17 protein-coding genes are annotated in these 22267 nt (G+C 36.3%); 2 read left to right on the plus strand and 15 right to left on the minus strand.

Annotation, left to right across the window (positions count from 1 at the left end):
- Window positions 1-75 precede the first annotated feature (75 nt).
- From PHO43_RS03985 to PHO43_RS04025, 9 genes are all read right to left on the minus strand, one after another.
- The gene (locus PHO43_RS03985; protein WP_053827065.1) at window positions 76-3474 is read right to left on the minus strand and encodes a glycoside hydrolase family 2 TIM barrel-domain containing protein; all 3399 of its coding nucleotides are present in this window, start codon (window positions 3472-3474) and stop codon (window positions 76-78) included.
- Between the two features lie 8 nt (window positions 3475-3482).
- Complete coding sequence (deoC, locus tag PHO43_RS03990; RefSeq protein ID WP_288009758.1) at window positions 3483-4358, minus strand: deoxyribose-phosphate aldolase; 876 nt, start codon at window positions 4356-4358, stop codon at window positions 3483-3485.
- 55 nt (window positions 4359-4413) lie between these two features.
- Window positions 4414-4743, minus strand: coding sequence for a nucleotide pyrophosphohydrolase (locus tag PHO43_RS03995; RefSeq protein ID WP_045090554.1), 330 nt, complete (start codon window positions 4741-4743; stop codon window positions 4414-4416).
- Window positions 4744-4815: 72 nt separating this feature from the next.
- On the minus strand, window positions 4816-5268 hold the full coding sequence (gene dtd, locus PHO43_RS04000; protein WP_045090553.1) for a D-aminoacyl-tRNA deacylase: 453 nt from the start codon (window positions 5266-5268) through the stop codon (window positions 4816-4818).
- Entirely contained in the window at window positions 5269-7071 is a 1803-nt protein-coding gene (gene uvrC / locus PHO43_RS04005; protein ID WP_288011393.1) for an excinuclease ABC subunit UvrC, read from the minus strand.
- Window positions 7072-7105: 34 nt separating this feature from the next.
- Window positions 7106-7630: an adenine phosphoribosyltransferase gene (locus PHO43_RS04010; protein WP_045090551.1), complete on the minus strand. Its 525-nt coding sequence runs from the start codon at window positions 7628-7630 to the stop codon at window positions 7106-7108.
- A gap of 53 nt (window positions 7631-7683) precedes the next feature.
- Window positions 7684-9558: a tRNA uridine-5-carboxymethylaminomethyl(34) synthesis enzyme MnmG gene (mnmG, locus tag PHO43_RS04015; RefSeq protein WP_288011396.1), complete on the minus strand. Its 1875-nt coding sequence runs from the start codon at window positions 9556-9558 to the stop codon at window positions 7684-7686.
- Window positions 9559-9821: 263 nt separating this feature from the next.
- Window positions 9822-10247 carry an rRNA maturation RNase YbeY gene (gene ybeY / locus PHO43_RS04020; protein WP_288011399.1) on the minus strand — a complete coding sequence of 142 codons (426 nt, stop codon included), beginning with the start codon at window positions 10245-10247 and terminating at the stop codon, window positions 9822-9824.
- 12 nt (window positions 10248-10259) lie between these two features.
- On the minus strand, window positions 10260-11492 hold the full coding sequence (locus tag PHO43_RS04025; protein WP_045090548.1) for a spore maturation protein: 1233 nt from the start codon (window positions 11490-11492) through the stop codon (window positions 10260-10262).
- Between the two features lie 124 nt (window positions 11493-11616).
- On the opposite strand from PHO43_RS04025, the gene PHO43_RS04030 reads away from it, so the two are divergent.
- Window positions 11617-12357, plus strand: a complete 741-nt coding sequence (locus PHO43_RS04030) for a helix-hairpin-helix domain-containing protein (RefSeq protein ID WP_045090547.1) — start codon at window positions 11617-11619, stop codon at window positions 12355-12357.
- A gap of 81 nt (window positions 12358-12438) precedes the next feature.
- Here PHO43_RS04030 and PHO43_RS04035 read toward each other — a convergent pair whose 3' ends face one another.
- The 6 genes from PHO43_RS04035 to PHO43_RS04060 all read right to left on the minus strand — a co-directional run bounded on the left by PHO43_RS04035 (window position 12439) and on the right by PHO43_RS04060 (window position 19401).
- Window positions 12439-12732, minus strand: coding sequence for a Bor family protein (locus PHO43_RS04035; RefSeq protein ID WP_045090546.1), 294 nt, complete (start codon window positions 12730-12732; stop codon window positions 12439-12441).
- 100 nt (window positions 12733-12832) lie between these two features.
- Entirely contained in the window at window positions 12833-13693 is an 861-nt protein-coding gene (locus PHO43_RS04040; RefSeq protein WP_288011404.1) for a fructosamine kinase family protein, read from the minus strand.
- A 52-nt stretch (window positions 13694-13745) separates the two neighbouring features.
- Window positions 13746-16373, minus strand: a complete 2628-nt coding sequence (locus tag PHO43_RS04045; protein ID WP_045090544.1) for a valine--tRNA ligase — start codon at window positions 16371-16373, stop codon at window positions 13746-13748.
- Window positions 16374-16734: 361 nt separating this feature from the next.
- The gene (locus tag PHO43_RS04050) at window positions 16735-17967 is read right to left on the minus strand and encodes an exo-beta-N-acetylmuramidase NamZ family protein (protein WP_502867172.1); all 1233 of its coding nucleotides are present in this window, start codon (window positions 17965-17967) and stop codon (window positions 16735-16737) included.
- Complete coding sequence (locus PHO43_RS04055; RefSeq protein WP_045090543.1) at window positions 17967-18365, minus strand: MerR family transcriptional regulator; 399 nt, start codon at window positions 18363-18365, stop codon at window positions 17967-17969. Before PHO43_RS04055 ends, PHO43_RS04050 begins: the two co-directional genes overlap by 1 nt.
- A gap of 133 nt (window positions 18366-18498) precedes the next feature.
- Complete coding sequence (locus tag PHO43_RS04060; RefSeq protein WP_288011407.1) at window positions 18499-19401, minus strand: class I SAM-dependent methyltransferase; 903 nt, start codon at window positions 19399-19401, stop codon at window positions 18499-18501.
- Between the two features lie 233 nt (window positions 19402-19634).
- Here PHO43_RS04060 and alaS point away from each other — a divergent pair, with 233 nt between their 5' ends.
- Window positions 19635-22250: an alanine--tRNA ligase gene (gene alaS, locus PHO43_RS04065; RefSeq protein WP_288011409.1), complete on the plus strand. Its 2616-nt coding sequence runs from the start codon at window positions 19635-19637 to the stop codon at window positions 22248-22250.
- Window positions 22251-22267: the final 17 nt, after the last annotated feature.

A 22267-nucleotide genomic window follows, 5' to 3' on the forward strand; every position in this document is an offset into this window, starting at 1 on the left:
TAGGCGGACAACTCTTTGTCCGCATATTGATTATTTAGTTGATTAAAATCTTACTAAACAGTTGATTTATATGTTTTAATAATTCAATTTGGTCAAACTATTTATGTCAGATTTCTCTGAAATAGGTATCAGAGTAAAACCCCATGAATAATTTTTATTGGCCGGGATACTGTATTCTGGAAGTGGTCTTGCACCCCAACTATTGTATCCTGCTACACCATGCTGTTTCATATCAATACATACTTCTACAAAATCCTGCGGTGTAATATCATTAATATGAGTTTGACGTGGTTTTCTGTTTCTTGCATTTTCATCTTCTCGTGAAGCAATCTCCTCACTGCTGAAATTATTCCACTGATAGGGACGATGAGTAGCCTCTTCAGAATCAAAATCTTCCACACTATTTCGCAATGCATTGAAACCAATTGTATTGTCAGCAACTACAAGAAGTCCATTATTTTTACCTGTTAATGAGACCCATCTTGTGTCGGTACGATGACCATTCTCCTGAGGACGGGTATAGGCAACATACATATCATCAGCAGTAGTTTTGTATCTACCAACTTTTGATCCCGATGCTCTGTCAACATAATTTTCACCAGGACCCTTGCCAAAATATTCAACATTGTTCATCGTAGCGGGTAAGCGGAAACGAACACCAATTCTTGGAACTGTAAGTGATGATGATGCTTTGCGTGCTGCTGATGCTTCAGGTGAGAAAGTAGCTGTAATAGCAGCTTCTGAAGCCTCTATACTTTTTTCTTCAACATCAGTTGAATGGAATAGGACATTTACATTTAATATACCAGAGGGAAGTATTTTATACTTAACATTATAAAGATTTCCTGCAGCTAGTAAATATGTTACATCAACAATAAAATTATCTCCTTCAGGTGAAACTTTAGTCTCTATAACATTGAAGTTTTTACTGGATTGTTTCCATACCTGCAGACGTTGTGGAGCTCCATTTCCATAATCATTGTCGTTAGGTCCTCTCCAAAAATTTGGCTGTATTCCAAATCCATCTTTAAAATATTCATTTTTACCTACTTTGTAGGAAGTCACTATACCCTTTGATTTATCAAATTCAAATTTTACTACAGTCGAACTAATACTAATAGATTTTTCTGTATCATTTACCTTTAATGCAGGATAATTATTTTTCTCAGAGTATGTTTGCTTGGGTGATGTTATCGGCAGTTTAAATTGTTCAATTGCAACTATATGACCTGCAGGAACTAATGACTGTGCTTCTTTTTGCACTACCTCAAAATTGACAAAATATTCAACACCCGGTTTTGATTCCAATTTATCTAATGGAATAGACACTTGGATCCATTGCTGTGGCAGTAATGATACCGATAACTCTCCTTCAGAAATTATATTGCCATTTTCTGTAACATTATACAGGAATTTATAATTCTCGGTGTCAGTAAAATATTGACGGTTAATAACTTTAAAGATGCCTTCTTTCAGATCTATTGCTTCAAATGCAAAATTCTGATGAACATATTTAACTTCTGCGACAGCAGGGTGGGGAACTCTTCCCGGATCAACTAATCCATTTATAACGAAGTTCCCATCACTAGGTGTATCAATTCCATAGTCTCCACCATAAGCCCAAAAACTTCTGCCATCTTCATCTTTTTTAGCTATTCCTTGATCAACCCAGTCCCATATATATGCACCCTGTAGATTTGGGTATTTGTATATAGCCTCCCATTGAATATCAATGTTTCCGTTAGAATTGCCCATTGCATGTGAATACTCTGAAGGAATAACAGGTCTGTCACTCCCTTTAGCCCCAATTTCTTCAAGCCATGCAGCGCTCGGATACTGTGGAACATACATGTCAGTGTTTAAGTCCCACAGCGATCTCTCATAATTTACAGGACGATTCATGAAATCTCTTTCCTGATCTTTTAGATATCTGTATGTATGAAAAAAGTTAATACCATTACCTGCTTCATTCCCAAGTGACCAAATAGTTACAGATGGATGATTTTTATTCCTCTCAAACATATTTATGGTTCTGTCCATATGAGCCTGTTCCCATTCCGGATGCTTTGATGGAGATTTCTCACCATAATATAATCCGTGAGATTCAATATTTGCTTCATCATATACATATAAACCATAAATATTGCAAAGTTCATAGAAACGACGCGATTGAGGATAGTGAGAAAGACGAACACTATTTATATTGTTCAGTTTCATCAGAGTAAAGTCCTTTATCATTATATCTTCTGTAACGTAATGTCCCGTCTCAGGGTTTGTTTCATGAATATTTACCCCTTTAAGCTTGATTGGCTGACCATTTACTAAAAATAATCTGTCTATCCTGTCACCTGTTTTATAAGGCACAATTTCAAATCTTCTGAAACCAACAGGGTAGGGGACAACCTCTCCCTTTTCTTCTCCTTCAGGTATTACAGTTATAAGCAGTTTATAAAGGTTTGGTTGTTCTGATGTCCATGTAGATACATTAGGTATTTCAGCAGAAAAACGCACTGAGCTTTCACCACCTCTTTGAACGCCAATCGGTTTACTATCTGATAACACAGTATTGCCATCACTATCAAGTAGTTTGTAGCTAACATTTGCATAAGAAACAGCTTGAGAATAGTTTCTTACAGTAGTTTCTAATTCAAAAATACCATTTAAGTAACTATCATCTAATGTTGATTTTACTCTGAAATCACGTAACGATGTTTTAGCCTGTGACCATAAAAATACATCTCTTTCGATACCGCTAATTCTCCAAAAATCCTGTGCTTCAAGATATGAGCCTGTACTCCAGCGATATATTTTCAGGACAAGAGAGTTGGTACCTTCATTGACATATTTGGTTATATTAAATTCAGCACTGGTCTTTGAGTCTTCACTATATCCTACTTCTTTTCCATTTATATATACATATACGCCTGATTTAGCACCATCAAGAGTTAAAAAGATCTCTCGGTCATTCCAGTTTTCAGGTATATTTATCTCCCTGCGATATACACCAACAGGTGTCTCTTCTGGAAGATAGGGAGCTTCCATTTTTGGATAAAATGTTTTAGGATCTCTTTCAACAAACTCATATGGGTGATTCACATATATAGGTGTTCCGAATCCCTGTATTTCCCAGTTCCCGGGAACCTTAATATCTTTCCAATCTGTCAGTACTACTGCTGAATCCGTAACATTTTCAGGTAATTCAGTGTAGCTTTCAACAAAATAAAACTTCCAGGTTCCATTTAATGATATATAATATTCACTCTCTTCAAATTTTTTACTCAGTGCATCATTTTCATTTTCAAAAGTCATAAACTGAGTTCGGGGATATTCTTTATGTGCTTTAACCACATTAACATCCCTCCAGTAAGGTGTTTTCCTCTCTTTTGATATATAATCATATTCCTGAGCATTTACACTCAGGGCAAAAACTAAAAGGGTTAAAACACCCGCTAAATAGACACTTAATTTCTTCATTTTTTCCTCTATTTTCTTCTTTTTATAATTTCATTATAAAGTTTATCTGTTAGACTACTTGTACCTATTCTGAATAGTTGATTATTACACCAATCATCACCAAGTACTTCTTTAACTATTGTGTAATATTTTACTGCATCTTCAGGTGTTGATACTCCACCCGACACTTTTATTCCTACTTTATTAGAGGTTGCTTTATAGTATGATTTGATAGCTTGACACATTACAAAAACCGCCTCAGGGGTAGCTCCCGGATATCCTTTTCCTGTAGATGTCTTAAGGAAATCAGCCCCGGAGTACATTGATAAAACAGACGCATTATTTATATTCTCAGCACTTATCAATGCACCCGTTTCCAGGATAACTTTCAAAGTCTTATCTTTACATACCTCTTTTAACTCCATTATCTCTTCACAAAACTCCTGATATGATTTATCCAGAAAAAGTCCAGCATTTATAACTATATCTATTTCATCAGCACCATCTGCTAAAGCCAAAGAGATTTCGGCTACTTTTACTTCTATAAATGTTTGCGAAGATGGGAAACCGCCCGCAACAGCTGCTATTTTAATATTAGATGTAAGTGATTCTTTCACTGTCTCTACAAAATTGGGATAAATACAGATAGCTGCTACATTTTCTATTTCTGGGTCTGAACCCTCGAAAGCATTTATTTTCTCTGTAAAATTCCAGATATATTCCTTCGAATCAGTTGTGTTCAAAGATGTGTGATCAATACAGCTATAAAGTGTTTTATAAACTTCGTAACTGTTGTTGTTATCAAATCCAGATTTAATAATTTGATCAACACTTTTTTTAGCTTCTTCATCCGTGAATTTCAACGGGTGTTTTTTTAAAGCATCTAAGTATTTATTAGCTTCCATTTAATACTATTTATTTTTATTTTATTATCTAATAACTATAAAGATATTTAAGCATTTAAGACTTCAATTTCTGATTATTCAAATGTCTGTTAGAATCTCTATTAGTTTTCTTTTCAATGCTTCTAATAAATGACTCTTCCAAATTTACACCAGTCTGATTAGCAATACATATTAACACCCATAAAACATCAGCAATTTCCTCGGATAAATCTTTATTCAGATCTGATGATTTAAATGACTGTTCGCCATAAGTTCTTGCCATTATTCTTGCTAATTCACCTACCTCTTCAGTAAGTAATGCCATATTTGTGAGTTCTCCAAAATATCGCACTCCATACTTACTGATCCATTCATCTACTTGCTGTTGCGCTTCGATAATTGTCATATAATTTCTAATTTTTTACTTGAAAAAATAATACCTTTAAAATAGAATGCCCTTAATTTTACAATTAGAAACTCACTCTCTGTTTTTAGAATCTATCCATATTGTAACCGGTCCGTCATTCACCAATCTTACTTTCATATCAGCTCCAAATTCTCCAGTTTTCACCTGTTTATTCAGTAAAATCGATAATACTTCACAGAATCTTTCATACAAAGGAATTGATATATCAGGTTTTGCAGCTCTTATATAAGAAGGACGGTTACCTTTTTTAGTGCTGGCATGGAGTGTGAATTGAGAAATAACAAGTATATCTCCTTCAACATCTAATACAGAATGATTCATTACTCCATTTTCGTCATCAAATATACGCAAATTAACGCTCTTTTTAGCTAAGAAATCAATGTCTTCATCTTTATCATCATCTTCAATTCCAACAAAAATCAACAGTCCTTTATTAATCTCGCTTTTTAATTTTCCTTCTATTTCAACTGATGCTTCAGTAACCCTTTGAATTAAAACTCGCATTTATTTTTTTCCTTTATTGTTTAACCAATCCCAAATAATTTCACCTTTACTTTTTCCTATGACCCTAATGATTTCATCTTTTTCAGATTCTTTAAGTCTTTTAATACTTTTAAAATGCAGCAATAGTTTTTTCTTAGTTTCTGTACCTATACCTTTAATCGTATCAAGTTCTGAAGAAATTTGTGCTTTACTTCTTTTTTTTCTATGAAATGTTAAACCAAATCTATGTGCTTCATCTCTGAGATGCTGAATAAGTTTTAGTGATTCAGAATTCTTATCAATATATAGAGGAATAGGGTCATCCGGGAAATATATCTCTTCCAAACGTTCAGCAATGCCAATAACTGCTATTTTTCCATAAAGGCCAATTTTCTGGAGAGAATTTACAGCAACGCTTAATTGACCCTTACCTCCATCAACCACAATGAGTTGAGGCAAAGATTCGCCCTCGTTAAGTAGACGAGAGTAGCGTCTTTCGATCACTTCTCGCATTGAGGCATAATCATTAGGTCCTAGAACGCTTTTAATATTGAAATGTCTGTAATCTTTTTTTGAAGGTTTTGCTTTTTTGAAAACAACACATGCTGACACTGGATTTGTTCCCTGAATATTTGAGTTGTCAAAACATTCTATATGCCAGGGAATATCTTTCAATTGTAAATCCTTCTGAAGTGTAGTCAAAATTCTCATAGCCCTCTGATCAGGATTTAACATCTCAGCTTTTTTGAGTTTGTCAATCTTATACTGTTTTACATTTTTCTCAGAAAGTAATAGAAGTTTCCTTTTATCTCCTCGTTGAGGAACTACGAAATCAACATTTGTTAATTTCAAATCAGGAATAAACGGTACAATAATTTCTTTGGTTTCACTCCCAAATCGCTGTCTCATTTCAACTATACCAAGTCCTAATAGTTCTTCCGGTGTTTCATCAAGCTTCTTTTTATATTCAAATGTATATGCTTGTGTTATTCCACCATTTACAACATGAAGATAATTTATAAATGCTGAATTTTCATCCTCTTCAAAAGAGAATACATCCAGGTTGTAATTGATATTACTTACAACCTGTGATTTTTCTCTGAAGTTCTGTATTAATTGCAATTTCTCTTTAAGTTCATGTGCCTCTTCATATCTCATTTCTGCAGAAAGTTCATTCATCCTTTTAACAACCTGTTTTTCTATGATCGACACATTTCCTTTTAGTATTTCATTTATTTCTTCAATATTCTTATCATAATCCTCCAAAGATTGCAGACCCTCACAAGGACCTTTACAGCGATTAATATGATATTCCAGACATACTTTAAATTTATTTGCTGCTATATTTTCAGGTGTAAGATTTAGTCTGCATGTTCTTATTTTATATACTTTTCTTACTATTTCCAGTAATGCATTAACAGATAATACCGAAGTATATGGGCCAAAATATTTGGACCCATCCTTTACGATATTACGAGTTTTATATACACGGGGAAAGAATTCGTTTTTGATTACTATTGAAGGATAGGTTTTATCATCCTTCAACATTACATTATAGCGTGGTTTAAGCTCTTTTATAAGGTTGTTTTCCAGAAGAAATGTATCCTCTTCTGTATTAACAACAATATATTTGATCTTACGGATATTCCTAACCAGTATTCGCGTTTTCGGATGGTCATGGTATTTGTTAAAATATGAAGAGACTCTTTTCTTTAAATCTTTAGCTTTTCCAACATATATAACGGTCCCTTTCTCATCAAAAAATTGATAACAACCCGGCTGATTTGGAATAACAGCAAGTGTATTTTTTATATCATCGTTCATTTCTTAACAATGAAAACACAAAATCAAACAGAGATTAGAATTTAATAATTGAATTTATTTCAACGTCTGTCGGGAAATGCAGTCTTCCCTCCAGCTCTTCAAGTTCAATTAAAAAGTTTATATATATTTTTTTTACTCCTAGTTTCTTTACCAGATTGTATGCCGCAACCATAGTGCCACCAGTTGCAAGAAGGTCGTCATGAAGTAATACAACATCATCTTCATTCAACGCATCTTCATGAATTTGAATAGTATCTTCACCGTATTCTTTAGTGTAAGTTTCTTCAATTACATTATATGGTAATTTTCCCGGTTTACGAATTGGTACAAATCCTGCATTAAGCTTTATTGCAGTTGCAGGACCCATGAAAAAGCCTCTTGATTCAATACCTACAACTTTAGTAATACCTTTTTCTTTATACAAGTCGTAGAGTATTTCTGATAACTCTTTTAAATGACTCGCAGATTGAAATAGGGTAGTGATGTCTTTAAATTGTATTCCCGGTATAGGGAAATCAGGAATATTTCTAACAGATTTCGTTAATGTTTCTATGCTCATTTTTTTAATTAATTAATAGCTTTGTGTTGTTCCACGTGGAACACCCATATGATTTATCTGCCAAGCAGAACCAGAAGTACAGATATGTCATTGGGTGAAACCCCCGGAATACGCCCTGCCTGGGCAATAGTTTCAGGATTTATACGTGTTAATTTATGCCTTGCCTCAGTTGATAAAGATTGAATTTCGTTATAGTTAAACCTGTCTTTTATAGAGATATCTTCCAGCCGGGTAATTTTGTCAGCTATAATCTGCTCTCTTTTAATATAGCCACTATATTTAATCTTGATGTCTGCAGACTCTATCACCTCTTCTTTTCTATCAGTTATAGTATCAAGAAGATCTCTTAGCGGACCAATCTCTTTTGCCATTATCTGAAGATCGATATGTGGCCTCGATAGTAAGTCAACAAGTTTTACCCCCTGCTTAAGTGGAGCTGTACCTATACTTTCCAGATACGGATTAATTCTATCAGCTTTTACAGAGAAATTTTCAGTAAACTCTTTAATCTTTCTTACATTCTCAACTTTCTGATGATAAAAGTTTAATCTTTCAGTCTTAGCCAAACCTAGTTCGTACCCTTTTTCGGTAAGTCTTTCATCAGCGTTGTCTTGTCGAAGTAATATTCGATATTCAGCTCGAGATGTAAACATTCTGTATGGTTCATCCACACCTTTAGTGATAAGGTCGTCTATCAGTACTCCAATATATGCTTCATCTCTTCTTAATGTGAAAGGAGATCCGCCATGACAGTTTATATGTGCGTTTATACCGGCTACTAAACCTTGTCCTGCTGCTTCTTCATAACCTGTTGTTCCATTAATTTGACCGGCAAAGAACAGGTTTTTCACCATCTTAGTTTCTAATGTTGCTTCTAGCTGTGTAGGATCAAAAAAATCATATTCTATCGCGTAACCGGGACGGAAAATATGAACGTTTCTGAATGCAGGAACAAGCTGCAAAGCTTTTAGCTGAGTTTGCAGGGGTAGGGACGAAGAAAAACCATTCAGGTAGAACTCATGTGTATTTACTCCTTCTGGTTCTAAAAATAGTTGGTGACTTGTTTTATCTGAGAATGTAACTATTTTGGTTTCTATACTTGGGCAATATCGCGGTCCGATACTTTTAATCTGACCATTATATAGTGGTGATTCATCAAGTCCTTCTCTTAGCGCTTCATGAACCTCCTCACTGGTGTATGTAATCCAGCAGCTGCGCTGTTCCAATGTTCTTTGGACATCTGGCAGGTATGAGAATTTATGAAAATCATCATCTCCCTTTTGTTCTTCCAAAAGAGAAAAATCAACAGATCTGGCGTCAATTCTAACTGGTGTACCTGTCTTCATCCGGTCTGTTTTGAAACCGAAATCACGCAACTGTTCCGACATGCCATATGATGCCTGTTCACCAATTCTGCCCCCGCCAATTTGAACTTTCCCCACATGAATTAATCCATTAAGGAATGTACCATTTGTTAATACCACTGCGTTGGCATTGAACTCAACACCCATCCGTGTTTTAACTCCAGTTACTCTGTGACCTTCAAATATTAGTTCTGTAACCATATCCTGCCACATAGCAAGATTTGGTGTATTTTCTATAATTTCTCTCCAAGTCTCAATAAATTTAACCCTGTCACTTTGAACACGTGGACTCCACATAGCAGGTCCTTTTGAGCGGTTTAACATGCGAAACTGTATAGCAGTTTTATCGCTAACAATTCCCATCTGTCCACCCAAAGCATCAATTTCGCGTACAATCTGCCCTTTTGCAATACCTCCTACGGCTGGGTTGCAACTCATTTGGGCTATCTTGTTCATATCCATTGTTATAAGCAATGTTTTCGAACCCAAGTTAGCTGCTGCTGTAGCTGCTTCGCAACCGGCATGTCCTGCACCGACTACTATTATGTCATAATTAAAATTCATTTTGCACTTTGTGTTCTATTAAAGACCCAAAGATACTAAAAAAGAAAACGTTACGTTTATGTTGGATGTTAATTACAAATAAGAACAGTTGAAAGTACTTTAACTCAGTAGTTTAGTGATTATATAAGTATTGAATTTTTAGTTAACAGAGGTCATAAAATTATATTCGGATATATACTTTATAAATGTAAAATATTGATATAAATCATTTTATAGTTTACAGATGTAATCGAGAGAGGATTGATATATCCTTTTGTAAATTATTAATCAATCGTTTTCAGTATATTCAGTGCACTATTTTCAGCATCTCTCATTTTCTTTTTCTCATCTTCTGAACTGTCGGAAAGTCCACATAGATGCAAAACACCATGTATTATAACACGGAACAGTTCCTCTTGATAATCAGTAGTATACATTTGTGAATTCGACTTCACAGTATCCAGACTAATAAAAATATCTCCGGAAATTTTATCTCCATCACTATAATCGAAAGTAATTATATCTGTGTAATAATCATGATTGAGATATTGTCTGTTTACCTCAAGAATTTTATCATCGTCACAAAAGATGTATGTAATTTCTCCGATAGTTTTACTGTAAATACCAGCTATTTTTTTTATCCACTCCGATGTTTTTCTCTTCTTTATTTCGGGTGATTTTACGTTTTCTGTCTGAAAAGATATAGCCATAACTCTTGATTATTAACTGAAAAATAGATATGCTACAAAAATTGCTGCAATCACACCAGCCAAATCAGCCAATAGTGCATATTGAACTGTATAGCGACTGTTCTTAATGTTAACAGCTCCATAATATACTGCTACAATATAGAATGTAGTATCAGTGGCTCCCTGAAGAATACTGGACAACCTCCCAGCAAATGAATCAGCTCCAAAAGTCTTCATGGCATCAATCATCATACCTCTTGCCCCACTTCCACTCAAAGGCTTCATTATGGCTGTTGGAAGACCATCAACCCATCTGGCGTCAACTCCAGTAAGTCCAACCAAATTTCTCATACCCTCCATTAGAAATTCCATAGCACCAGAAGCACGAAATACGCCAATGCCTACCAATATAGCTATTAGGTAAGGTATTATTGATACAGCCGTTTTAAATCCCTCTTTTGCACCATCAATAAATGACTCAAAAACATTAATCTTACGGTGCATTGCTTTAATAATAAATAGAACTATTATAGTAAGCAGTATTATATTGGCAATAAGGCTGGATACTATATTTACCTGTTCCTGAGGCATGGATTTAAAAACAATTACCGTTCCTGCAATTATTCCTCCCATACCCAAAATAAACCCCAGAATCTCTTTACAGAAAATATTTATACGTTGCCTAAGGCATACAGCAATTAAACCAACCAGAGTTGCAAAAAATGTAGCAATCATTATCGGAATGAATACATCTGCAGGATTAGCAGCACCCATCTGTGCACGGTAAACCATTATGGTTACCGGTATTAATGTTAGTCCCGATGCATTAAGCACCAGGAACATTATCATAGGATTCGATGCCCGATCCTTCTTTAGATTGATCTCTTGCAGTTCCTGCATTGCTTTTAATCCAAAAGGAGTAGCAGCATTGTCCAGTCCCAGCATATTTGCAGATAAATTCATCAGCATTGATCCATAAGCAGGATGATTTTTCGGTATATCGGGAAATAGCCTGGAGAATAGTGGAGCAACAGCTCTGGAGAATAGCTCAATCATACCTCCTCTCTCTCCAATTTTCATTATACCAAGCCATAGAGAAAGTACACCTGTTAGCCCGAGAGAGATCTCGAAACCTGTCCGGGCAGTTTCATACGTTGAGTTCATGATGTCTGTAAACACTTGAACATCACCATAAAAAACAAGTTTTATAACTGCAATTATAAAAGCTATAAGAAAAAAAGCAATCCAAATATAATTCAGGACCATGGCTGGGTTGTTTCGTCGATTATTAAACTGACGCTCTATATAAAATCAATCAAAGATACAATTTAATGGAAATATGAACAAGGAGCCGATTTAATTTATTAACTTTAAGGATCAACACAATAAAATGTATTGGAAAGACTTTTTTTATTACAATAAAGGGAGCCGTTCAGCAATTATTTTATTGCTGATACTGATCCCGCTTTCAATTATTCTAAATTCATTTATTAGTATTAAAAAATCATCTGGATTAGATGCAAGTCAGAATGACTCAATAATTAATGAGTTTATGAGATCGAGAGAAGCTGTGGTCATAAATAATTATGGAAAGTCATTCAAATCGAAAAGAAATCCAGTTACTGATACATCTGAAATCAGGTCAGAAGCATTACAATATAAAAATGAAATATCGATTGCATCAAAGAGTAGAAGTCCTGCACATTTTCCTCGAATAATTAAATTAAAAGAGGGTGAAACTATCAACTTAAATGAGAATGATACAACCCAATGGAAAAAGATTCCCGGTATTGGAAGCACATACGCTTCGCGAATTGTTAAGTATAAAAATCTTTTGGGTGGCTTTTTTTGTAAAGATCAACTTATGGAAGTGTATGGCATCGATAAAGAGCTATATTCAAGAATAGAACCATTCATTAAAACAGATAGTAATTATATAAAACTAAATGTAAATGAAATGGAGTTCCGCGATTTATTAAGACATCCTTACCTGAACTACAATCAGGTTCAGACTATTTTTAACCTCAGAGACAAAAAGGGCAGGATAAGCAGCATAGAGGAACTCTCATTGCTTGATGAGTTTACTGATGATGATATTGATCGACTCAGACCCTATCTTCAGTTTTTGTAGAAATTTCAAATTTGATTTATATAAATAAAGACCGACAAAATATCGGTCTTCAAATCTAATCCAACTAAATATATAAACTGGCTATTTATATATTGTAGTGGTTGTAGGAGAATAAATTCCACTGGTTAAAATAGAAACCAATCCATTAACGAATGACATCTCAGTTTTAACAGTATAATTTTTTGCTCCACCTGCTAAAACGGCAGGATCAGATACTTCAATTGGTGCCAACCCACCAATCAGATAATGATTCCATTTAGTAATTTGCTGATTACCCTGCGCTCCTTCTCCAACAACAGTAGTGTAGGAATAACATGAAGTCATAAGCATTACTGTAAAAATTACAGCAGCTAATTGAATTAATCTTTTCTTCATTTAATTGAAATTAAAAGATTACACATAGAATTTTAAACATGATATCATGTTAAAATTAACAGTGTAAATGTACAATATAATTTAAATTCAACAAAATATTCTAAAAATATCTTTTAAGGATATCAGAAACAGAAGTGTAATATCCACGACCAAACAGGTTTAAATGTACAAGAAGGAAATATAACTGATACAGATCTATCTGTTCATAATAAAATTCTGTTATAGGTATTATTTCATGATAAGCACCATAGAACTCAGCTCCAAAACTGCCAAAAAGTTTGCTCATAGCTATATCCACCATTGAGTGTCCTCTGTATACTGCCGGGTCTATAAGAAATGGAGTACCATCCGTCGAGATAAGATAATTGCCTCCCCATAGGTCTCCATGAATAATAGAAGGAGTCACATCATAAAGGTAGCGGTTGAATACATCAATACTTTTATCTTTATTCGGTATCTCTTTTTCTGACAGTAAGCCAGCTCTTGATGCCGTTTTTAGTTGTGGAGAGATCCTCTCTTCCCAGTAAAAATCTATCCAGTCTGTATGAATTTTGTTGCTCTGTGGCAGACTTCCTATATAGTTATCTGAGTCTAGACCAAAGTCATTCTGCTTCAGTGAATGAAGTGCAGCCAATTCCCTTCCAAGCCTTTCATAATCTGAAGACACAGGGCGTCTGTTTTCAACATAATCCATCAGAATTATTGCTTTATCATTAACTGAATCCACCAGATGAACATGAGGAACAGAGATTGTAGCTGTCTTTTCTATTACATCAAGTCCTTTTTGTTCCGCGTGGAACATCTCAAGCGCATCAGGCGCTTTATTTAATTTAAGAAAGTAGTTCCTTTCAGGGGTCTCCAGCAGGTAAGCCGAAGAGATTGACCCTCCGGTTACCGGTCTGGTTGAGTTGATTTTCTCTGATATAGTATCAGATATGTAACTCAGAATATCCTTTATCATGGTATAATTATTAAAATTCAGTTTAGGTATAACTCTTACCCTAACATGATTATTAATTCCTTGTAATCGCTGCAATATTCTCTTTAATTAATGCAATCTTGCTTTCAGCATCAGCCATCTTTTTGCGCTCATTCTCAACTATTTCCGGTTTAGCGTTTTGAACAAACTTCTCATTGCTAAGTTTCTTCTGAACAGATTTCAAGAAACCCTCAGTGTATGTAAGTTCAGCCTCAAGCTTTTTCAATTCAGCTTCTGTGTCAATATTATCTGTAAGAGGAACAGTGTATTCTGTTGTACCAACAAGAAATCCTGCTGAACCAGTCTGTTTTTCAGAGACCTGTTTAATTGAAGTCAGGTTACACATTTTTGCAATAATGCTATTAAACAACTCTTTGTGTTTACCTGTAATCTCCAGTTCCAGAGCCTCTTTATTTGGTATATTCTTTTCAAGTCGGATTGTACGTATACCAGAAATGATATTTTTAACATCCTCAAAATCCGACAGAAGCTCTTTATTAACATCTTCTCCTTTTGGCTGAAGTGAAATCATCAGGCTAACACCCTCTTCCCTTGTGTAGAGTGCCTGCCACAGCTCTTCGGTGATAAATGGCATAAATGGATGTAATAAACGCAGCAGATCATCAAAAAAGCTTAGTGTTGCATCATAGCTCAGTTTATCTATTGGTTTCTGATAAGCAGGCTTCACTATCTCAAGATACCATGAAGAAAACTCATCCCAGAAAAGCTTATAGAGAAGCATAAGTGCCTCAGAAAGGCGATATTTTGAGAACAAGTCTTCCACCTCAGCTATTGTATCAGAAAGCTTGCTTTTAAACCACTCGACTGCTATCTTGGATGACTCAGGCTGAGGAATATTTTCATCAACATCCCATCCTTTCACCAGGCGGAAAGCATTCCATATCTTGTTGTTGAAGTTGCGACCCTGTTCACACATCGACTCATCAAATGGCAGGTCGTTACCCGCAGGCGAAGTTAGTAACATCCCCATTCTCACTCCGTCAGCACCATATTTATCCATCAATTCTATTGGATCAGGTGAGTTACCAAGAGATTTCGACATCTTCCTGCCCAGCTTGTCACGTACAATACCGGTAAAGTAAACATTACGGAAACAAGGCTCTTTACGGTATTCATATCCTGAAATAATCATACGAGCCACCCAGAAGAAAATAATCTCCGGTGCAGTAACAAGATCATTGGTAGGATAATAGTAATTTATATCTTTATTATCAGGTTCGTTAATACCATTAAAAACAGATATCGGCCACAACCATGATGAGAACCATGTATCGAGTACATCCTCATCCTGCTTCAGATCATCTATAGTTAACTCATAATCCACCTGTTGTTTTGCCTTTTCAAAAGCCTCTTCCTTTGTCAGTGCAACAACATAACCTCCTTTGGGAAGGAAATATGCTGGAATCTGGTGTCCCCACCATAACTGGCGACTAATACACCAGTCCTTGATATTCTCCATCCAGTGACGGTATGTATTTTTATATTTTTCAGGGAAGAAACGTATTGTATCATTTTCTACAGCCTTTGCAGCCGGTTTTGCAAGATCTTCCATTTTAAGAAACCACTGCATTGAGAGCTTTGGCTCAATAACCTCGTCTGTACGCTCAGAAAATCCTACCTTATTAGTATAAGGTTCTGTTTTTTCAATTAATCCGGCTTCTTCAAGATCCTTCTCAATCTGTTTACGAACATCAAATCTGTCCATTCCTGCATAGCGGTCACCATTTTCATTTAGTGTACCATCAGGATTAAATATGTCAATTGATGGGAGATTATATTTCTCTCCCAGTAAATAGTCGTTCACATCATGTGCAGGAGTAACTTTAAGGCAGCCTGTACCAAACTCTATATCAACATACTCATCTTCAATTACAGGGATAGCTCTGTTCACCAGCGGAACAATCACCTTTTTTCCTTTCAGGTGTGCATTCTTTGGATCATCAGGGTGGATACACATAGCAGTATCACCCATTATTGTTTCGGGACGGGTAGTGGCAACAACCGCATATCTGCCTTCAGGATCACCCTCTATCATATATCTCAGATAATAGAGCTTACCATTAACCTCCTTATGTATAACCTCCTCATCTGACAGTGCGGTTAAAGCTTTTGGATCCCAGTTTACCATCCTTACACCACGATAGATCAGACCCTTTTCATATAGATCACAGAAAACTTTCAGAACACTTTCAGATCTTATATCATCCATAGTGAAAGCAGTTCTGTCCCAGTCGCACGATGCCCCTAGCTTTTTCAGCTGTTGAAGAATAATACCACCATGTTCACGAGTCCAGTTCCATGCATGTTCTAAAAACTCATCTCTGGTCAGGTCATTTTTCTTGATTCCTTCAGCAGCCAGCTTATTAACAACCTTAGCCTCAGTAGCAATCGAAGCATGATCAGTACCAGGTACCCAGCAGGCATTTTTTCCCTGCATGCGTGCACGTCTGACCAAAACATCCTGGATAGTATTGTTGAGCATATGACCCATGTGCAGGACACCGGTCACATTTGGTGGAGGGATAACAACTGTATATGGTTCACGCTCATCTGGTTCTGAATGAAAGAGGTTATTATCCATCCAGTATTTATACCACTTGTTCTCAACCTCCGCAGGATTGTATTTGCTTGCAATTTCCATCTGAAAAAATCAATAAGTTTGAATTAAATTAATAATCTGTTTCTCAAACTGAAACAGATTAATATTCCAATTTTTACAACAAAGTGCAAAAATACAAAAAATGATGTTTATATCATAAGGTTATTTATTTGTATCAGCTTTAAATATAGTTTTTGTAGATGTTCTCATAATATCAGATATGAATATAGTCCAGAGATTACTTATACATACCTTATATACAGATAAGCTATGTATAAGCGATCTATAAGTGATCTTTGGACGAGGTGCAACCTTTTCACCATTGATATAAATAAAAAAAAGGTACTTGCTATACCTTGATAGAAGCACCTTAAAAATATAAATGAGTAAAACTCAGAAATATCTATTCCTCATACAGCAGATAGGGTTTTCGCTGAATTTTAAACATCTCTACATCTTCGCTCCACTTAGCTTTAATCTCATCGGCTGTTTTTCCTGCCTTAATATCCTGGCGTATATAATCAACCCCAACAAGTTTTTCGAAGAATGAGGTGAAGAACTTATCACCTATGTCCAGATTGTTGTATGCGTCAATAACGTAGGATAGATCGAACCCTTTTTCAATGATCTCCTCATTAGGAATATTGCGTAGGTCAACACCGTAGCACAACTTGTCGAGCAGAGGAGGATTCTTTGCACCGGGTACACTGCGAGGTGTGAAAGTGAAATCGGAACCTTTGTAATCCGGGTGTCCGTAAACCTCGAATGGGAAAGAGGTGCCGCGGCCCAGACTCATAACCGTACCCTCAAAAAGGCAGGTTGAGGGGTAGAGATAAATTGAGTGTATATTAGGCAGGTTTGGAGAAGGAGAGATAGGCAGCTCATATAGTGTGGAATGTGAATAATTGTCAATAGGGATAACGGTTAAGTCGCACTGACGGCCATCAGGCAGCCACTTTTCTCCATTAATCATAACTGCTAATTCTCCAAGGGTCATACCATGTACAACTGGAATAGGAAGCCAGCCAACACCCGATTTATGCTTCATATCAAGTATCGGTCCGTCAACATACATTCCATTTGGATTGGGCCTGTCCAATACAATCATCTTCTTGCCATGCTCTGAGCATGCATCCATCAGACGTGCCATACTTGCATAGTATGTATAAAACCTTAATCCCACATCCTGCAGATCAAAAAGCAATACATCAAATTTTTGCATATTCTCTGCAGAGGGTTTTCCTCCTCCACTTCCGTAGAGTGACCAAATAGGAATACCTGTTTTCTCATCAATAGAGCTTGCTACATGTTCTCCTGCATCTGCAGTACCACGAAAACCATGCTCAGGAGAGAAGATGCCAACTACATTGTGACCCTCTCTGATTAGCATATCAACAAGGTGTTCTTTGCCAACCATACCGGTTTGATTGCTCATCACAACTACTCGTTTCTCCTTTAATAAAGGGAAATAGAGATCGGTACGTTCTGCACCCATGATAATATTTTCAGGATTACTCTTTGAAATGCTTTGTGCTTCTATCTCTATCTTGTTTTGAGCCTTATTATGAGAACAACAAATAAGTGAAGAGATGAGAACAAATGAAAACAGGAAACGTTGAAAGTTTTGATTATACATTATTCTTCCGTTTTTATGGTTTTATTGTATTTCTGTATTTCATGCAATTTATCAAACTCCTCTTCAAGTTCTAGCAGCTCCTTTTTGATATCAGTTAACCTGGCAAGAGCCTCAACCCTTTTGGTCTCATCATCTTTCTTGGTTTTAAGCGACTGTCGCGCACCCTCAAGTGTCATCCCCTTCTCTTTAACCAGATGATAAACAATTTCCACCTGCTGAATATCCTCACGGGTAAATTGTCTGGTACCACCAGCAGTTTTTTTTGGTCTGATATTGTCAAACTCCTTTTCCCAAAAACGGAGCAAAGATACATTCACCGCGAAATGGTCGGCCACCTCCTGAATAGAGTAATATAATCGCTTATCGTTAAATTGTATAGGTTTTTTTCTTTTGCCCATGGTTTATATTCAACTGTAACTGTTAGTCTTGAGCCATTATTATTTGTAAACAATCAAAAATACAGTTTTCTGGAAGAATCAACAAATGTTTTTGATCAACTTAAACAGAAATCCTAAAATCATTTTTTTAATTTCAGTTTTTCTGCTTTTTTGCGATGTATATTACTGAACTCGATTGATTAACGTTTGAAAGAGAAAGTAGAAAACCTATTATGCCAACTATTATAGCTTTAAAATATTGATATAATTTTCCGCTGCCTCTGTATTTTTCACTTAGAAGTGAGATATAAAAGGCGTCAAGTGGCATTGTTTTTTGTTTTATTATTTTGAACTGATGTTTATTCAGCAGTTTTTCAACTGTAGCTGGTGTGAAATGCCAAAGATGGCGTGGGACATCATAAGCAGCCCAATACTCTTTGTAAATGCCTGCATCATAAGAATTATGATTTGGGAGAGCCAAAATTAAAGTTCCATCCTTACTGAGAATGTTGAATAGTTTGTCAACAACCTCATTCAGGTTTTGCATATGCTCAAGTACATGCCATAGAGTGACAACATCAAACGAATCACTATTGATATTCCATAAAAAGTCTTCTCCTTTTACATCTAAACCAAAGTTATCTATTGCAAAGTTTCTGGCTTTACTATCTTTTTCTATTCCCGAAACTGAATAACCTCTCTCCTTTGCTGCCTTGAGAAAATACCCAGTACCAGAACCAATGTCAAGCAAACGGTTTCCTGTTGAAAATTTCGAAACAAGATTGCCTTTTTTCTTAAGCATGAATTCCCTAAGAAAGTGGTATAGGCGGTTTATAACTCCTTTCTTTGAGTCTGAATGAGAAATATAGTCGGGTGAATCGTAATATCTGCCTATTATATCGTCAGATGGAAAATTGTTTGTAAATCGAAAACCGCAATTGCTGCAATCATAGATAGGAAATATTTCTTTTGTAGAGAAATGATCGACAGCATTAAATGTATTTACTATATCTGAACTGTTGCAAATGGGGCAGTTGTTAATGGTGATATGGGGCATAAAAGTCGATTAGTATTACATGAATGTTTTATCAAAGGTATGAAAATATTTCTCAAGTAAAGCTACTACAGCTTCAGGCATACCCCCACAAATAAGATATCTTTTACAAAGTAAATCTATTACCCTTTTATCTCACTCACTTGGGGATAAGAAGTTTTTGCTGTATTTTTGTACTCTGTTTTGGGTAATTTACTCATATCCCGAAGCTTTATTTAAGTAATAATTGAAAGTTTATGATGACCTCCAAAGAGATTAGACAGTCGTATAAAGATTTTTTTCAGTCGAAAGAACATCGCATTGTGCCTTCTGCACCCATGGTTATTAAAGATGACCCTACACTGATGTTTACAAATGCAGGGATGAACCAGTTTAAAGATGTTATTCTGGGTAATGCGCCAATTAAATATCCACGTGTGGCCGACTCACAGAAGTGTTTGAGGGTGAGTGGTAAGCACAACGATCTTGAGGAGGTGGGTCACGATACTTATCACCACACCATGTTTGAGATGCTTGGCAACTGGTCATTTGGCGACTATTTTAAGAAAGAGGCTATTGAGTGGGCATGGGAGTATTTGACTGAAGTATTAAAGCTTGATAAAGACAGGCTTTATGCTACAGTTTTTGAGGGTGCTCCTGAAGAAAACCTGGAGAGAGATGATGAAGCTGCTTCATATTGGGAAAAATATCTGCCTAAAGAGAGAATCATAAACGGTAATAAGAAAGATAATTTCTGGGAGATGGGTGATACAGGTCCTTGTGGCCCATGTTCAGAGATTCATATTGATATAAGACCTGAATCTGAAAGAGCAAAAGTAGACGGCTTGACTCTGGTTAATAACGATCATCCTCAGGTTGTGGAGATATGGAACCTCGTATTTATGCAGTATAACCGCAAAGCTGATGGTTCACTTGAACAACTTCCTGCAAAGGTTATCGACACAGGTATGGGTTTCGAAAGACTCTGTATGGCTGTGCAGGGTACCCTGTCTAACTATGATACAGATCTGTTTCAGCCAATAATAGGGAAGATTGGTGAAATTAGCGATAAAAAGTATGGTGAAGATGAAAAGGTTGATATTGCTATGCGAGTTATTGCTGATCATGTAAGAACTATTGCATTCTCTATAACTGATGGACAGCTCCCTTCAAATGCTAAAGCGGGTTATGTAATCAGACGTATCCTTCGAAGGGCTGTACGTTACGGATATACATTCCTCAATATGCATGAGTCGTTTATGTACCGACTGATCCCTACTCTAATTGAGGTGATGGGCGATGCTTACCCCGAACTGGAGGCACAGCAGGGACTAATAGAAAAAGTTATGAAAGAGGAGGAGGAGTCGTTCCTTCGAACTCTTGAAACTGGCATCAAGTTGCTTGAGAGAAATCTTCCCGAGAAGGAGGGTGGGGTACTTAGCGGTGAAGTTGCTTTTAAACTTTATGACACTTTTGGTTTCCCGCTCGACTTGACTGAGTTGATTTTGCGTGAACATGGAATGACTGCTGATGTGGCAGGCTTTAATGCAGAGATGCAGAAGCAGAAGGACAGAGCACGTAATGCTGCGGCTGTGGAGACGGGCGACTGGACAAAGGTGCATGATGGTGAACCAGAGTTTGTTGGTTATGATGAAACTGAAAGTACTGCTCATATACTTCGTTACAGAGCAGTTAAGCAGAAGAAATCTGAGTTTTATCAGATTGTATTGTCACGTTCTCCGTTTTATGCCGAGATGGGAGGTCAGGTAGGTGATAGTGGCTGGTTGATTTCAGAAACTGGCGAGAAAATTGAAGTTTTTGATACCAAACGTGAGAATAATCTGGCAGTGCATCTTACAAAAAAACTTCCTCAAAATTTAGAGGGTGTGTTTACTGCAAAAATAGATACAGTTAAGAGAACTGCTACTGAGTGTAATCACTCTGCTACCCACCTTATGCATGAGGCTTTAAGAGAGGTCCTGGGGAATCATGTTGAGCAGAAGGGATCATATGTGTCACCTGAAGTATTGAGATTCGACTTCTCTCACTTCCAGAAGATGACTCCTGAAGAGATAAGAGCGGTTGAGGTTAAGGTTACCGAAAAGATAAGAAGCAATTTCCCGATTGAAGAGCATAGACATGTTCCGATTGAAGAGGCTAAAGCTCAGGGTGCTATGGCACTATTCGGTGAAAAGTATGGTGATGATGTACGTACTGTGAGATTTGGAACATCAATAGAGCTATGTGGTGGTACACATATTTCATCAACAGGTAGAATTGGAACATTCCGTATCGTTAGTGAAGGAGCAATTTCAGCTGGTGTTCGTCGTATAGAAGCTGTAACAGCAAAGGTTTGCGAAGAGTATCTTTATGCAAAGGAAGATATATTGACAAGTATAAAAAATCTCTTGAGCAATGTTCCTGATGTTATGCAGGGAATTAATCGTCTTATTGCTGATAATGAAGAGATGAAAAAAGAGTTGCAAGAGTTTATAAAAGAGAAAACAGAACAGGTTAAACTGAAGGTTATTGAACATAAGACCGTCATAAATGGAGTAGATGTATTTAAAGCAATTCTTCCTGTTGGATCTCCTGATGTGATAAAAGATATTGCATTTCAAATAAAGGGTCAGTTCCCTGAAAATATGATGTTTGTAGGAGCAACAGCAGCAAATGGCAAACCAAATCTTACCGTCATGCTTACTGATGATCTTGTTGCTAAAGGAATGCATGCAGGAAATATTGTCCGTGAAGCTGCAAAGCTGATTCAGGGTGGCGGTGGAGGACAGCCTCACTTTGCAACAGCTGGAGGAAAGAATGCCGAAAGACTTAATGAAGCAATTGAGTCGATAATAAAGCTATTGAAAAGTTAAGCTTTTCATTAGCTGGA

Origin of the sequence: Lascolabacillus sp. (genome assembly GCF_028696275.1) — a bacterium.
In the GTDB taxonomy this organism is placed as follows: Bacteria; Bacteroidota; Bacteroidia; order Bacteroidales; family Dysgonomonadaceae; genus Proteiniphilum; species Proteiniphilum massiliensis.